General features: G+C 49.1%; 11 protein-coding genes. 8 read left to right on the top strand and 3 right to left on the bottom strand.

The genetic code is table 11. The annotated features are described in order from the left end of the window. Window positions 1–88: 88 nt before the first annotated feature. The 6 genes from cysS (at window position 89) to J0A67_RS20600 (ending at window position 9660) form a co-directional block, all read left to right on the top strand. Window positions 89–1582: a cysteine--tRNA ligase gene (gene cysS / locus J0A67_RS20625; RefSeq protein ID WP_206571285.1), complete on the top strand. Its 1494-nt coding sequence runs from the start codon at window positions 89–91 to the stop codon at window positions 1580–1582. After that, entirely contained in the window at window positions 1572–2552 is a 981-nt protein-coding gene (locus tag J0A67_RS20620; RefSeq protein WP_206571284.1) for a M28 family peptidase, read from the top strand. Before cysS ends, J0A67_RS20620 begins: the two co-directional genes overlap by 11 nt. A 76-nt stretch (window positions 2553–2628) precedes the next feature. Then, window positions 2629–3651, top strand: coding sequence for a LacI family DNA-binding transcriptional regulator (locus J0A67_RS20615; RefSeq protein ID WP_206571283.1), 1023 nt, complete (start codon window positions 2629–2631; stop codon window positions 3649–3651). 69 nt (window positions 3652–3720) lie between these two features. Next, window positions 3721–4887, top strand: a complete 1167-nt coding sequence (gene galK / locus J0A67_RS20610; protein WP_206571282.1) for a galactokinase — start codon at window positions 3721–3723, stop codon at window positions 4885–4887. An 88-nt stretch (window positions 4888–4975) separates the two neighbouring features. Then, window positions 4976–8419 carry a ThuA domain-containing protein gene (locus J0A67_RS20605; RefSeq protein WP_206571281.1) on the top strand — a complete coding sequence of 1148 codons (3444 nt, stop codon included), beginning with the start codon at window positions 4976–4978 and terminating at the stop codon, window positions 8417–8419. Between the two features lie 104 nt (window positions 8420–8523). After that, a complete protein-coding gene (locus J0A67_RS20600; RefSeq protein ID WP_206571280.1) occupies window positions 8524–9660 on the top strand; it encodes an FAD-dependent monooxygenase in 1137 nt (378 codons plus the stop codon). 56 nt (window positions 9661–9716) lie between these two features. On the opposite strand, the gene J0A67_RS20595 is transcribed toward J0A67_RS20600, so the two are convergent. Together J0A67_RS20595 and J0A67_RS20590 are read right to left on the bottom strand one after the other, a co-directional pair. Next, entirely contained in the window at window positions 9717–10466 is a 750-nt protein-coding gene (locus J0A67_RS20595) for an NIPSNAP family protein (protein ID WP_206571279.1), read from the bottom strand. Window positions 10467–10495: 29 nt separating this feature from the next. Further along, window positions 10496–10858, bottom strand: coding sequence for a transmembrane 220 family protein (locus J0A67_RS20590; protein WP_206571278.1), 363 nt, complete (start codon window positions 10856–10858; stop codon window positions 10496–10498). A gap of 135 nt (window positions 10859–10993) precedes the next feature. Between J0A67_RS20590 and J0A67_RS20585 the strand changes: the two genes are divergently transcribed. Beyond that, window positions 10994–11593, top strand: coding sequence for a GNAT family N-acetyltransferase (locus J0A67_RS20585; protein ID WP_206571277.1), 600 nt, complete (start codon window positions 10994–10996; stop codon window positions 11591–11593). A gap of 68 nt (window positions 11594–11661) precedes the next feature. Here J0A67_RS20585 and J0A67_RS20580 read toward each other — a convergent pair whose 3' ends face one another. Then, entirely contained in the window at window positions 11662–13098 is a 1437-nt protein-coding gene (locus J0A67_RS20580) for an arylsulfatase (protein ID WP_206571276.1), read from the bottom strand. Between the two features lie 67 nt (window positions 13099–13165). Here J0A67_RS20580 and J0A67_RS20575 point away from each other — a divergent pair, with 67 nt between their 5' ends. Then, window positions 13166–14110 (top strand): DUF1593 domain-containing protein, encoded by a 945-nt coding sequence (locus J0A67_RS20575; protein WP_206571275.1) that lies wholly within the window; start codon window positions 13166–13168, stop codon window positions 14108–14110. Window positions 14111–14260 lie beyond the last annotated feature (150 nt).

Below are 14260 nucleotides of genomic sequence, written 5' to 3'. Positions count from 1 at the left end.
TCCGTAGCGGATTCCCCTATTTTGCATCCTGAATCAAAATCGGATTATTCCCGTACTTGGTACTTTGTACTTCGTACTTCATACTCCCATGAAGCCTCACCAACTCAAGCTATACAACACCCTTTCCCGCCAGAAGGAGGATTTCGCACCCATCAACCCGCCCTTTGTGGGCATGTATGTCTGCGGACCTACCGTCTATGGCGATGCCCACCTAGGGCACGGCCGCCCAGCCGTCACTTTTGACACTGTCAATCGTTACCTGACCCATTTGGGCTATCGCGTACGCTATGTCAGAAATATCACAGACGTAGGACACCTACAAGGCGATGCCGACGAGGGAGAGGATAAGATCGCAAAAAAGGCCAAGCTGGAGCAACTGGAACCCATGGAAGTGGCGCAGCAATACACAGACACTTACCATCGCGACATGGCTTTGCTCAATACTTGGAAGCCTAGCATTGAACCTCGCGCCACCGGACATATTCCCGAGCAAATTGCCTTGGTCGAAGCGATTCTAGCAGAGGGTCTTGCCTATGAAGTGAATGGCTCGGTCTATTTTGACGTACTCAAATACAACGAAAGCTATAAATACGGCAAACTCTCCGGAAGAGTCTTGGAAGACCTTATGAGCGGTAGCCGCACACTGGACGGGCAGGACGAAAAACGCAACGCGGCGGATTTTGCCCTTTGGAAAAATGCCTCGCCTGAACATCTGATGAAGTGGGATTCTCCGTGGGGCAAAGGCTTCCCTGGCTGGCACCTCGAGTGTACTGCCATGAGTTCCAAATACTTGGGAACCCAGTTTGACATCCACGGCGGCGGCATGGATTTGCTGTTTCCGCACCATGAATGCGAGATCGCGCAAGGCAACGCCTGCAACCACCACGATCCGGCCAAATATTGGATGCACAACAACATGATCACCATCAACGGACAGAAGATGGGCAAGTCGCTCGGCAACTTCATCAACCTGCAGGAGCTTTTCACCGGCAACCACAAGCTGCTGGAGCAGGCCTACAGTCCGATGACGATCCGCTACTTCATGCTCACGGCGCACTACCGCTCCACGCTGGACTTCTCCAACGAAGCCCTGAAGGCTGCGCAAAAAGGCTACAAGAAACTCATCAACGGCCTTCGCATCGCACGCATGCTGGAGTTTACGCCAGATGAAGCGGTGGCTTTGGACGGCAACCAAATCCAGCAAATCGAAAGCAGCATCACCGCGGCTTACCGCGCAATGGACGATGATTTCAATACTGCGCAGGCGATAGGACACTTGTTCAACCTGCTGAAGAAAATCAACTCCGTCTTCACGGGTCAATTGGCTGCTGCGGCATTGGGTGAGGAGGTTTTTGCGAAGCTGAAAGACACCTTCATCACTTTTGTGGTGGACATCCTGGGCTTGATAGAGGAAAAAGGCGATGTGCAAGGCGCGATGCTGGAGCTTTTGCTCAAGCTGTATTCCGAGGCAAAAACAGCTCGCGACTATTCAAAAGTGGACGAGATCCGTTCCGGCCTCAAGGCCCTGGGTTTTGTGGTCAAGGACATGAAAGAAAAAATAGATTGGGCATATGAAGAATAGATTTTGGCTAATAGGAATGTTGGTTTTTGCTTGGGCCTGTTCCGGTGAAAAACCCACCGAAACAGTCGTAGAGGAAGTTGTAGTCAAACCTTATCCAAGCTTCAATGCGGATTCTGCTTACGCATTTGTCCAAAAGCAGGTCGACTTTGGTCCCCGTGTACCCGGCACCAAAGGCCACAGCGACACCAAGAACTGGATGATTTCCAAGTTGGAGGGCTACGGCTGGAGTGTACAGACTCAGGACTTCCAGGCCAAAACCTACGATGGACTAACCTGGGATCTAAGCAATATCATCGCTTCCTATAATCCCCAAGCGAGCAAAAGAGTCCTCTTGGCCGCGCACTGGGATACCCGAAGAATAGCGGACAAGGACACCGAGCGCCTGGACCAGCCGATTGATGGAGCAAACGACGGTGGCTCCGGTGTTGGAGTCTTATTGGAGGTGGCAAGAATTATCGCTTCCCAAGAACTGAAACCCGAAGTGGGAATAGACATCATTCTCTTTGACGGGGAAGATGACGGAGAGCCGGAAAAGGCCCGCACCCGCAACAATGCTCAGGAATTTTGGTGGTGCCATGGCTCCCAATACTGGTCAAAGAACAAGCATGTCCCGAATTATTCCGCCTACTATGGAATACTGGTGGACATGGTAGGCGGCAAAAATGCCAAGTTCTACCGCGAAGGCTACTCCAGACAGTATGCCAGCGGAATCGTGTCCAAAGTCTGGTCTAACGCCTCCAAATTGGGGCATTCGGACTTCTTTATCCAAAAAGACGCCCCGGAGATCCTGGATGACCATGCCTTCGTCAATGCTAATGCAGGTATCCCAACAATAGACATTATCGAATTTTCACCCGATTTCGGTTTTAGCCATTACCATCACACCCATCTGGACAACATGGATTTGATCGACACCCGTACATTGCGGGCGGTGGGGGAAACTGTTTTGTACACCGTCTACCAGGAATAGTGATAATTCTAAAGTTTTTTGCAATTTGTGCCAGTGCATTCGATTGCAAGCTTGAGAATAGGATACCCAAAAAACCATGAAAAAAGGCCATCAAATCACGATGAAGGAAATCGCCAAAAAACTTGGCGTATCGGTTTCCACTATCTCCAGAGCTCTGAAGGACTCTCCGGAATTGCATCCTGAAACTAAGAGGAAGATCGTGGAAATGGCCAAGGAGATGAACTACCAGCCCAATCTCCTCGCCCAGAGCCTTCGCATCTCAAGATCCAAGACACTCGGCGTCATTGTGCCCGAGATCACTTCCCATTTTTTTGCGTCTTGTATCAGTGGTATCCAAGACGCCGCCAACAAGCGCGGCTACAACGTGATGATCTGTCAGTCCAACGAGTCCTTGGAACAGGAAAAGGCCAACATCCGCACCCTCGTATCCAGCCAGGTTGACGGCCTGCTTATCTCGCTGAGCCGCGAGACAAACCAATATGACCACTTGTACGAACTTTACAACAGGGAAATCAACTTCGTGCTTTTCGACCGGGTTCATGAGGAAATCCCAGTTTCCAAGGTCACTTTCAACGACGCGGGAGGAGCTCATCAGGTGGTGAAACATCTCTTGGAAAATGGATCCAGAAAAATCGTCTATGTCTCCGGCCCCGAAGACCTCTATATTTCAAAGAAAAGAAAAGAGGGCTACCTCAAGGCCTTATCCGAATTCGGAATCGATCTTGACAATGCCCTGATAAAAGTAAGTGACCTAACTACAGAGGGCAACATCAATATCGCGCGGGAAATCACCGAGATGCAGCCTAGACCTGATGCGGTATTTTGCATGATTGATCCTGTTGCGGTAGACGTGCTCACCGAATGGAAAGCTTTGGGCATCAAAATCCCAGAAGACATCGCCTTGGCGGGATTTACCAACAACCCGACTTCTGCGGTCGTGGAACCCCCACTCACTACCGTAGCTCAGCCGGGTTACGAAATGGGAAAATTGGCGGTGAGCCACCTATTGGATCAGCTGGATGGGATAGCTTCTGAGGATCCCATCTCCATCGTCTTGGAGACTACCCTGGTACCGCGTAGGTCTTCCCAGCATTTTTGAAAGTCATAGGTTATCGGTTATTGTCATGTTATCGACTCTCTGCCACAACCTACAACATCAGCCAAACCCATGATCAACCCAATCCAAACCACTTTCCGGAATCTATTTGAGTCGTCTCCCCTAATTTCTTTTGCCCCCGGGCGCATCAACCTGATTGGAGAGCATACCGACTACCAGGAAGGTTTTGTATTTCCCGCAGCAGTCAAACAGGGAATATGGGTCGCTATCCAGAAAAACGGTCTGAAAAGCTGCCGCCTTTATTCCCTGGATTTTGACCAGGAATTCACATTTGAACTGGATACGCTTTCCCCGAAAAAGGGCCACTGGGCTACCTATGTCATGGGAATGGTTGCGCTACTCAATCAGGCAGGCTATTCAGTATCCGGTTTTGACATGGTTTTTGGCGGAAATATCCCAGTCGGCTCCGGCTTGTCCTCCTCGGCAGCGCTATCGGTAGCCATAGGCACGGCAATTTCGGGGCTCTTTGGGTTTGAAATCCCAAAAAAATCCATCGCCCTGTATGGCCAGAAGTCCGAACACCTCTTCGCAGGTGTCAAATGCGGCATCATGGATCCCTATGCATCAGCCTTTGGCGCCAAAGGAAAAGCTCTTTTGCTAGACTGCAGAAGCAATACCCACGAAGAAATCCCTGCGGAATTCGGTGACTACTCACTCATCCTGGTCAATTCCAAAGTCAAGCACTCCCTTGCCGATACGGCCTATAACAAACGCCGCGAAGCTTGTGAAGAAAGCGTCAGGCTACTTTCTGCGCATTTTCCGGGAATCGTCACGCTGAGGGATATTCCTTCTGCCGATATGGAGAAAGTCGAGACCCTACTTTCCGCCGAACTCTACCCAAAAGCCAAGCATCTTATCACCGAGTGTGAACGGGTCCATGAGGCTGCCGCAGCATTGAAGTTGGGCAACCTGTCTTTGTTTGGAGAATTGCTGAAAGCCTCCCACCTAAGCCTAAGCAAAGACTATGAGGTAAGCTGCCCAGAGTTGGATTTTCTAGCGGAAAAATCCTGGGAGATCACGGACGTCATCGGTTCACGCATGATGGGTGGCGGCTTTGGTGGCTGCACGATCAATCTAGTCAAAAGTAGCCGGATCATGGATTTTGAAAGCCGGATCTCTTCCGCTTACTCGGCACGATTCGGTATAGTCCCGGATTTTATCCCAGTGCAGATCGGCTCGGGGGCATCCATCCTGAAAGAACCTGCCGATACCAAATGACCAAATCCCATACTTAAAACACCTAGAAATACAGGCACTTATTACAGTGTCTTTATTTTTCCCTATTTTCCAAAAAATTTACACCTATATGAATTTACCCAAAAACCTACGTAGCCTACTTCTCCTGCTGCTGCTGATCGGACTGGGATTTTCCGCTTGTACCAAAAAGCGGGAAGGAAACCCCAAAGTACTGGTATTCAGCAAAACAGCCGGATATTACCATGAATCCATCCCTGCTGGCATCGCCGCTATCCAAAAGCTGGGAACCGAAAACGGTTTTGAGGTGGACACCACCAAAAATGCTGAAAACATCAATGAGGAAAATCTCGCCCAATATGCAGCGGTGATTTTCCTAAGTACCACTGCCAACGTCCTGGACCAATATCAGGAAGCTGATTTTGAGCGATACATCCAGTCGGGTGGCGGATTTGTGGGAATCCACGCCGCTGCCGACACCGAATATGAGTGGGGTTGGTATGGAAAATTGGTCGGGGGATACTTCATCGACCATCCCGGCATCAATGATCCACATCCAAACGTACAAGCCGGAAAAGTCACCAAAACCGGAGAAAAACATCCCTCAGTAGATTTCCTCCCAGAATCTTGGGAAAGAACCGACGAGTGGTATAGCTACAAAAACATCAATCCAGACACCAAAAAACTCCTGATGCTGGACGAGGCTTCCTACCAAGGTGGCTACGACATGGGCGAACACCCTATTGCCTGGTACCATGACTATGACGGGGGTCGCGCCTACTACACCGGCGGCGGCCATACCAAGGAGTCTTTCGAAGAAGAAAATTACCTCAAGCATCTACTAGCCGGCATTCAGTACGCCATGGGCGACAATGCGATACTGGACTACTCCAAGGCAAAATCCAAGCGTGTACCGGAAGAAAACCGCTTTACGAAAACCACGCTTTCTGTAGGTCAGTTTACCGAGCCTACCGAAATGACAGTATTACCGAATCTGGACATTTTGGTAGCCCAAAGAAGAGGGGAAATCCTACACTATAGCGAAGCAAACGGCGAGCTGAAAGAGGTAGCCAAACTCGACGTGTATTGGAAAGCGGAAGTAAAAGGCGTCAATGCGGAAGAAGGAGTAATGGGACTGCAAAAAGACCCTAACTATGCGCAAAACAACTTTGTATTCGTATACTACTCGCCCGCGGGAGATCAGGAGATCAACCGTCTTTCCCGATTTGTCTTCAAAGACGGCGTTTGGGATATGTCCTCCGAAAAAGTGATTTTGGAACTGTATTCTCAGCGAAACATCTGTTGTCACACCGGGGGATCCATCGCTTTTGATGCTAATGGAAATCTATTCCTCTCCACGGGTGACAACTCCACACCATTCAACCAGCCGAACACACCTTATACACTCAACGGCTACGCTCCATTGGACGGAAGAGATGGCAACAAACAGTGGGATGCAAGAAGAAGCTCTGGAAACTCGAATGATCTCAGAGGAAAAATCCTCAGAATCAAAGTGGCTGAAGACGGAAGCTATTCGATTCCTGAAGGCAACCTTTATCCTCAAGGAACAGAAGGAACTCGGCCAGAAATTTTTGTTCAGGGCCTCCGAAACCCGTACAGAATCTCTGTAGATCAAAAAACCGGATTCTTGTATTGGGGTGAAGTTGGTCCCGATGCAAACAACGACTCTCTGGATGTCAAAGGTCCAAGAGGTTATGACGAAGTGAACCAGGCCCAAAAAGCGGGACATTTCGGATGGCCATACACAATCGGTAAAAACTACGCCTACCGTGAATTCAATTATGAAACTGGCCAAACAGGGCCTGCTTTTGATCCAGCTGGACCTGCAAACAACTCGCCCAACAACACTGGTTTGAAGAAATTGCCTCCGGTAGAGCCTGCATTTATCTGGTATCCTTACGCAGCTTCTCCCGACTTCCCATCCGTGGGACAAGGGGGAAGAAACGCCATGGCTGGCCCGATATACTACTCAGACATGTACCCGGCAGAAACGAGAATGCCAGACTATTTTGATGGCAAACTATTCATTTACGAATGGATCAGAGGCTGGATCAAAGTCGTCACGATGAATTCGGATGGGTCTTTCTCCAAAATGGAACCGTTCATGCCAGGTACTAAGTTCAATGCGATGATGGACATGGAAATGGGGCCTGACGGCAAAATCTACATCCTGGAATACGGAAACGGCTGGTTTAGCAAAAACACAGATGCGGGACTCTTTCGAATTGACTACAATGGCGGCAACAGGGCACCTGTGGTCTCTGAGCTGAAAGTGGACAAGACCTCCGGCAAAAATCCATTGACGGTGACTTTCACGGCGACCGCAAGCGATCCCGAAAAAGATCCGCTGACCTACACATGGAATCTTGGAAAAGGTGAAACCAAAACCAGCAACGAGCCAACTTTGACACACACCTTCAATACAGTGGGCGACTTTGAAGTGACTGTAGTTGCGAATGACCCAGCTGGACTTTCCGGATCCAGCCTTCCTGTAAGTGTGTATTCTGGAAATACCGCTCCTGAAGTTCAGATCGCTATTGAAGGCAACCAATCATTCTATTTCCCTGGTAAGAAAGTAACCTATTCCGTGTCTGCAACTGATCCAGATGATCCGGCTGCAGCCGTGGATTTGAGTTCTATGTTTGTCTCCGCAGACTATATTTCCGGAGTGGATTTGGCCGAAGCGGATATGGGCCACAAGGTTATGAGTGAAGCCATGACGGGCAAATCTCTATTCCAATCGATGACCTGCAAGACCTGTCACAAGGAAAACGAAGCGTCTATCGGGCCTTCCTTTGCAGAAGTCGCCAAAAAATACCGAGAACGAGACCGCGACTACCTTTTGAACAAAATCAAAAACGGCGGAAGTGGCGTTTGGGGTGAAACAGCTATGCCTGCCAACCCAGACCTGAATACGACCGACGCCAACGCCCTCGTGAGCTATGTCCTGTCGTTAGGGGCGGATGCTAAACCAAGCCTGCCCGCGAAAGGCACCTTGGATGCCACTTTGGGTAAAACCCCTTCCCCAACCGGAGCATTGGTGATTTCGGCAACTTACACCGATAAGGGTGGTGAAGCCATCAAGCCGTTGACCGGTGCAAACTCCTTGGTATTGAAATCCAATACCGTGGATTTGGCGCAAGCGGGCGAATTTGAAGTGTACACCAAAATGGTATATGATGGACGTCACCTGCTGATGGTTCCGGCTACTCAAGGCTCCTTCGCTTTGCCTGCCATCGACTTGACTGGAATCGGCTCCGTGACTTTGATGACCGCCTCTCAAGAGCCGATCAAAGTTCCCGTGGATTTCGAAGTCCGACTGGATAGCCCAACCGGAACGGTGGTTGGCTCAGGAACCCAGCAGCCAAGCGAGGGTTTTGCCGCTCCGGGAATGCCGATTAAAATGCACCAAGCTCAACTCCAGATCACTGGCGCAAGCGATGGCAAAAAGCACAAACTATACTTTATCAGCGATGCGAAAGGTGCTGAACTAGGTACGTTCATTCTGATGGGCATTACCTTCAACGCCAAGTAAAGATTAATGTACCTTCCTGCAATAGCCATCCTGAAACCATTCGGGATGGCTATTTTATTGGCAGAACTTTTCTCCCAAATTCAAGGCCGTAACATCACTTCAACATGAAGCCAGACACTGAATTTTTGATCCTCGGCGGAGGAATCGCCGGCCTCGCCACCGCGATCGCTTTGCAAAAAATCGGCAAAGATTTCCTTGTAGCGGAGGCCTCTGAAGCCTTCCGACCTGTCGGTGCGGGAATCGCTCTCGCCGCCAATGCGATGAAGGCGCTTTCCAAGATCGGAGCGGCAGACGCAGTCATACCCAAAGGAAGCCGATTGGCGGACTTCAGTATCTATGACGACAAAGGAAAGCTGATCAGCAAAACCCACGCACACAATCCCGACTATGGCAACTTCACCATCCACCGAGCGGATCTTCACGCTGCTTTGCTTTCTTTTTTGGAAGAAAAGAAGCTTCTAACAGGAAAAAGATCCAAGCGCTTTGTCAAGGGACCCAAGCGATATACCGTGTTTTTCGAAGATGGCTCTGAGATATCGGCCTCCCATCTGATCGTGGCAGAAGGAATCCATTCTCCCATCCGCAAGCAACTGCTCCCCGATACCAATCCCCGTTTTGCCGGCTATACCTGTTGGAGGGGAATTGCCGACAATGGACAACTTCACATCGATGAAACCTTCGAAACCTGGGGAAGAAAAGGACGCATTGGAATCGTTCCGTTGAGAAATAAGCAAATTTATTGGTTTGCCTGTGTCAATGCCCCTCACGCCGACTCGGACAAGAAGAACTTCAAAAAAGAAGACATCCTAGAGATTTTTGGGGATTTTCACTCGTCGATATCCGAGGTCCTGAAAGCGACCTACGCGCCAATCATCTGGAATGACATCCTGGATCTACCTCCGCTTTCGCGATTTGCCTTTGAAGACATTCTTCTGATCGGCGATGCCGCGCATGCGACCACGCCAAACATGGGCCAAGGCGCCTGCATGGCCTTGGAGGATGCGGCCGTCCTAATGGCTTGCTTGAAAAAGAATCCCTCAACCTCAACAGCCTTTTTGGACTTTGAAAAAAGAAGGCTGACGCGCACTCGGCAGATCGTCATCCAGTCTTGGACCTTGGGAAAAGTCGCGCAATTGGAAAACCCTATTGGCATTTGGCTCAGAAACTTCGCCTTTAGAGTCACACCCGCCTCAGTCAATCAAAAGCAACTGGAAAAGCTTTATAACGTGGATTTGGATTGAAGTAAAAAAGGCGGGCTCTTAAGCCCGCCTTCGATGTTTAAGCCATCAATCACTTGCTATTTCATTGGGGAAAAAGCCCAAGGTGTAAAGTAAACTGCATCCACTTTCTCGACGATTTTGCCGGATGCTTCAGAGGCATCCCTCGCCTTGATCCATTCCGGATCATTTCGGAAGTTTTCAAAAGCCTTGTCAAAAGCTGCACGATCCTCATGTCCTAAAAGGTAAACTAACTTAGGCTGGCTTCCGTCTTTCTCCACGGTCAGCCAATAGGGATAGTTTTTCAAGCCTTGCTTTTCAAAAAGTGCACGTGTATGGTCCCGGAACCTCGCCTGAATGTTTTCGATTTTGCCGGGGAAGCAATGATAAGTTCTCATCTGGATAATCCCACTGCCCGTGGGTATGGGTGTATCATTTAGCTCAGGAGCCAAAGTCATAAAGGTCTGTTCTACTTTCGCCACAAGAGGACCATTTACGTGGGATTCCTCGTAGGCTTTCTTCCATTCCGGGTCATTCATAAAAGAATCCCACATCTTATCCCGCGCTGCTGCATCAGGGTAACCCAAGATATAGGTCATGGAATTGTCTGTGTTTTCCTCCGGAATGAGGTAGATGATATTCTCCATTCCAGCCTTTTCAAAGAGCTTCATGGTATGGTTTTCAAATCGCTTCAGCAAATCTGGAAGTTTGCCCGGATGGGCATAATATTTCCGGATTTCAAAATACTTGGACTTGGATACTTTGGGCAGCTGGGCAAAGGCCCCTAAACCAATAGTCATGGCAATCAGAAACAGAAGTAGTTTTTTCATAAGGTTAATGGGTTTGTTGTGTGTTTAACTTATTTTTTCCAGGCTTTATATAAGGCTGGACTCAATGCCAATGCAATAATCAAAAGTCCAAAAGTCTCCCGATTCTCCTCCATTTCTGGCGTCTTCATGGTCAGATCTTTTTGGGCCCACTCTTGGGAAACCCAGTCGCCTATCCCTCCGGGAAAGAAGTAAACTGCACCTGCCAAGCAGAGGACAATCACCAACGTAAGAGGGATTTTTGGAAAAATACCACGAAAACCAAGCAAGCAAAAAACCATCGCTGCTCCGTAGATGCTCACCCAAACTTCCGGGTCGGGATCATTAAACTGCCAATAGGCAAACAGCGCAAAGAGAAAGAACCAGATTCCGAAGTAATACTTATTAAAATTCATGTGTTTTTGTTGGGTTGGCAACTTTAAAACTAAGAAAATTCAGGATGAATACGCTCCCGTACGTCAAAAGCTTTTGTCAGGAAAAAGTATGGAAATAAAAGCGGGTTTGGACTAGATTCGCAAAATTTCACGTCAATGATCCATTTCAAACCTGCGGAAACAGAACGAGAGCTGCTCGGCATCCTGAGCCTCCAAAAGGAAAATCTCCCACAAAACATCTCCCAAGCCGAAAAGGCAGCCCAGGGCTTTGTCACTGTAAACCATTCCTTTGAGCAGTTGGCTGAGATGAATGCAATCGCCCCGCATCTCATCGCCAAAGACGGCGAAAAAGTCGTGGGCTATATCCTGGCGATGACCAAGGCTTCCAAGGATCTCATCCCAGTACTCATCCCGATGTTCCAGCAGTTTGAACGCTTGGAATTCGCGGGAAACAACGTCGCGTCGTACAACTATCTCGTGATCGGCCAGATCTGCGTCAGCAAAGACTATCGCGGGCGGGGTATCTTTGACAGGATGTACGAGGCCTATGTGGATTTTTTCTCGACCCGCTTCGACTTTGCGATCACAGAGATTGCTGACTCTAACATACGCTCGATCAAAGCCCACCAGCGGGTAGGATTTGAAGTTATCCATAAATTCAGCGACAGCACGGAGGATTGGTCTATTGTCGCCTTAAACTGGAAAAATCAAAAAAGCAGGTCAGACAAGGACAGTTTGGACTGGGGGAAGAAATAATTTCACTGTACTTATAGGGTAATAAGTAAATGATTGGGTAAGGGAACGGGGGCCAAAGGCCCCCGTTTTTATTGGTCAAAAAGGCTAAATACCTTATTGGGCAAGTGGGATTGTCCGATAAGGGCCTCCAATTCTTTCACTTTTCCGGGATTTTGCGCCGCCAAATCAGACAGCTCTCCCGGATCCTTGGCCAAATCAAAAAGCTCCAAAGTAGTCTTTGTCGAGTCTTTCACTTGGTATTTGACCAGCTTCCAATTGCCCTGTAGAACAGCCTGTCTACCGCCTAGTTCGTGAAACTCCCAGTACATGTAGTCGTGGTGGGCTTGGGAACTCTCACCCAGCAGACTGGGCAAAAGAGAAATTCCGTCTATTTCGGCTGGCTCTGGCTCGCCAAGAATATCGGCGAATGTCGGCAGCCAGTCCCAGAATGCTGAGACCTGATCCGAGCTGCTTCCAGCCTTCACCTTGGCCGGCCACTTCACGATCATCGGCACGTGGATGCCTCCTTCATAGAGATCTCTTTTGTAGCCACGAAATGGGCCGTTGGAATCAAAAAAATCCGGATCCGCTCCGCCTTCACGGTGGGCGCCGTTGTCGGAGGTGAACACGATTAGCGTATTTTCTGCCAAGCCTAGCTCCTCCAATTTCTTCACTACTTCTCCGACAAATCGGTCGGTTCGTTCCACCATTGCAGCGAATGCCGCATGGGGGTTGGCTTCTGATTGGTACGCGGAAATCCGCATCTCCGGCCCATAATCTCCGCCCTGAGGCGCCACATGTGGCTTTTCCTCGCCAAACTTGGCCTTATACTTCTTGAAAAGCTCATCGTCTGGCGCAGCTAGCTCGGCATGCGGCATCACGATGGGCATAAAGAGGAAAAAGGGTTTCTCCTTGTTTTTTTCGATAAATTCCAAAGTCTTGGCCTGGATCAGATCCGGCGCATAGGTGGATTTTTTGGTCCAATCGTTTCCGGGCAAATCCACTTTTTGCCCATTTTCCCAAAGGTATGCGGGGTAGTAGCGGTGCGCGTAGCGCTGGCAGAGATAGCCATAAAACTCCCCAAAACCCTGATTGATCGGTTCCCCAGAGGTTCCATTCATCCCCAGTCCCCACTTGCCAAAGGCCCCCGTCACGTAGCCAGCCCTTTGGAAGATCTTGCTGAGCGTCTCGACGGAGTCTGTCAGCGGCAATTGGCCCTCCGGCTGCACCTCGGAATTTCCCCGAATCGGCGTGTGTCCCGTGTGCAGGCCTGTTAAGAGCGTGGATCGGGACGGAGCGCAGACAGGCGAACCGGAATAGTGTCTGCTGAAAAACATCCCCTCCTTGGCCAAGCGATCAATATTGGGAGTTTCTATGAATTGTTGTCCTAAAAAGCCCAAGTCTCCATAGCCCAAATCGTCGGCAAGGATAAAAACAATGTTCGGTTTCGCATCCGATTCATTGTTAGGTGTTTTTTGGCCGCATGCGCCAATCGCAAAAAGAATTAAGAATAGCAGTCTGTTCATCGCGGGATCGGAATTTTTCAGAAATTGGAAAGAAGCTACTAATAAAGCCCTTTTGAAAGAAAACGACATGAAACAGCTCTTGATATTCTTGATATTGGCTGGAATAGCCCTCTTCAACACCGCGTTTTCACAGGAACGAACGCCCGTAATCATCTCAACGGATATTGGCGGAGATGATCCCGATGACTTTCAGTCTTTAGTTCACTTTTTGCTTTATGCTGATCGGTTTGAAATTTTGGGGCTTATTTCTTCCCCTCCCGGAAAAGGCCGGAAATCGGATATTCTGGAAGTAATAGAGGCCTACGAAGCCGACTTTCCCAAACTGTCCAAAATTTCAGATTCCTTTCCCAGCGCAGCTTACCTCAGGACAATTTCGATACAAGGCGAAGTAGATCCTCAGGCATCCGATGTCCCGGACCGAATCAGCGCTGGCGCAGGTTTCCTGGCGAGTCAGGTGCTCAAATACGGAAAACCGGTATACGTTCTGGTTTGGGGATCGATCACGGATTTGGCCCAAGCCTTGCATTTTCATCCAGAAATCAAACCTCTTCTCCGTGTTTATTCAATCGGCTCCTGGAACACCAAACAGGACCAAAAATCAAGAGACTACATTGACGCCAATCATCCTGACCTCTGGTGGATAGAAAACAACACTACTTTTCGTGGCATGTATATGGGAGGAATTCAGGACTCCCCTTGGGGCAATGCCAGTTTTGTCAAGGAATTTGTCGAAGGAGCGGGTTATCTCGGAAGCCTGTTTTTTGAGAAAAAACAGGACATAAAAATGGGTGATACACCAAGTGTGCTATATCTACTACACGGCGTGGCAAGCGATCCTGAGGGAGAAAGCTGGGGAGGGTCATTTTGTAAAAGAGAAGACAGACCAAACTATTGGACAGATTGCCAAAACCGCGAATTGGCAGAAAATGGAATGCCTGGTGCCAAAACCGTCAACAGATTTAGGCAGCAATATCTGGCGGACTGGAGAGGCAGGATGATTAGGCTAAAATGAACCTAAAACAGAAACGGGAAGGATTTCTTGCGAAACCTTCCCGTTTAATGAACTGGAAACCATAGCCTCCAACTCAATCCAAGCTACAGTTATTATGGCTATCCCTCAGTTGCCTGAGTTAGTGACGATTCATTTGAAGCCTCCTTTCAT

It is taken from the genome of Algoriphagus aestuariicola, from assembly GCF_017254835.1.
In the GTDB taxonomy this organism is placed as follows: Bacteria; Bacteroidota; Bacteroidia; order Cytophagales; family Cyclobacteriaceae; genus Algoriphagus; species Algoriphagus aestuariicola.
The sequence above is the reverse complement of the archived record's forward strand: the minus strand, read 5'-3'. Positions and strand labels throughout refer to the sequence as shown.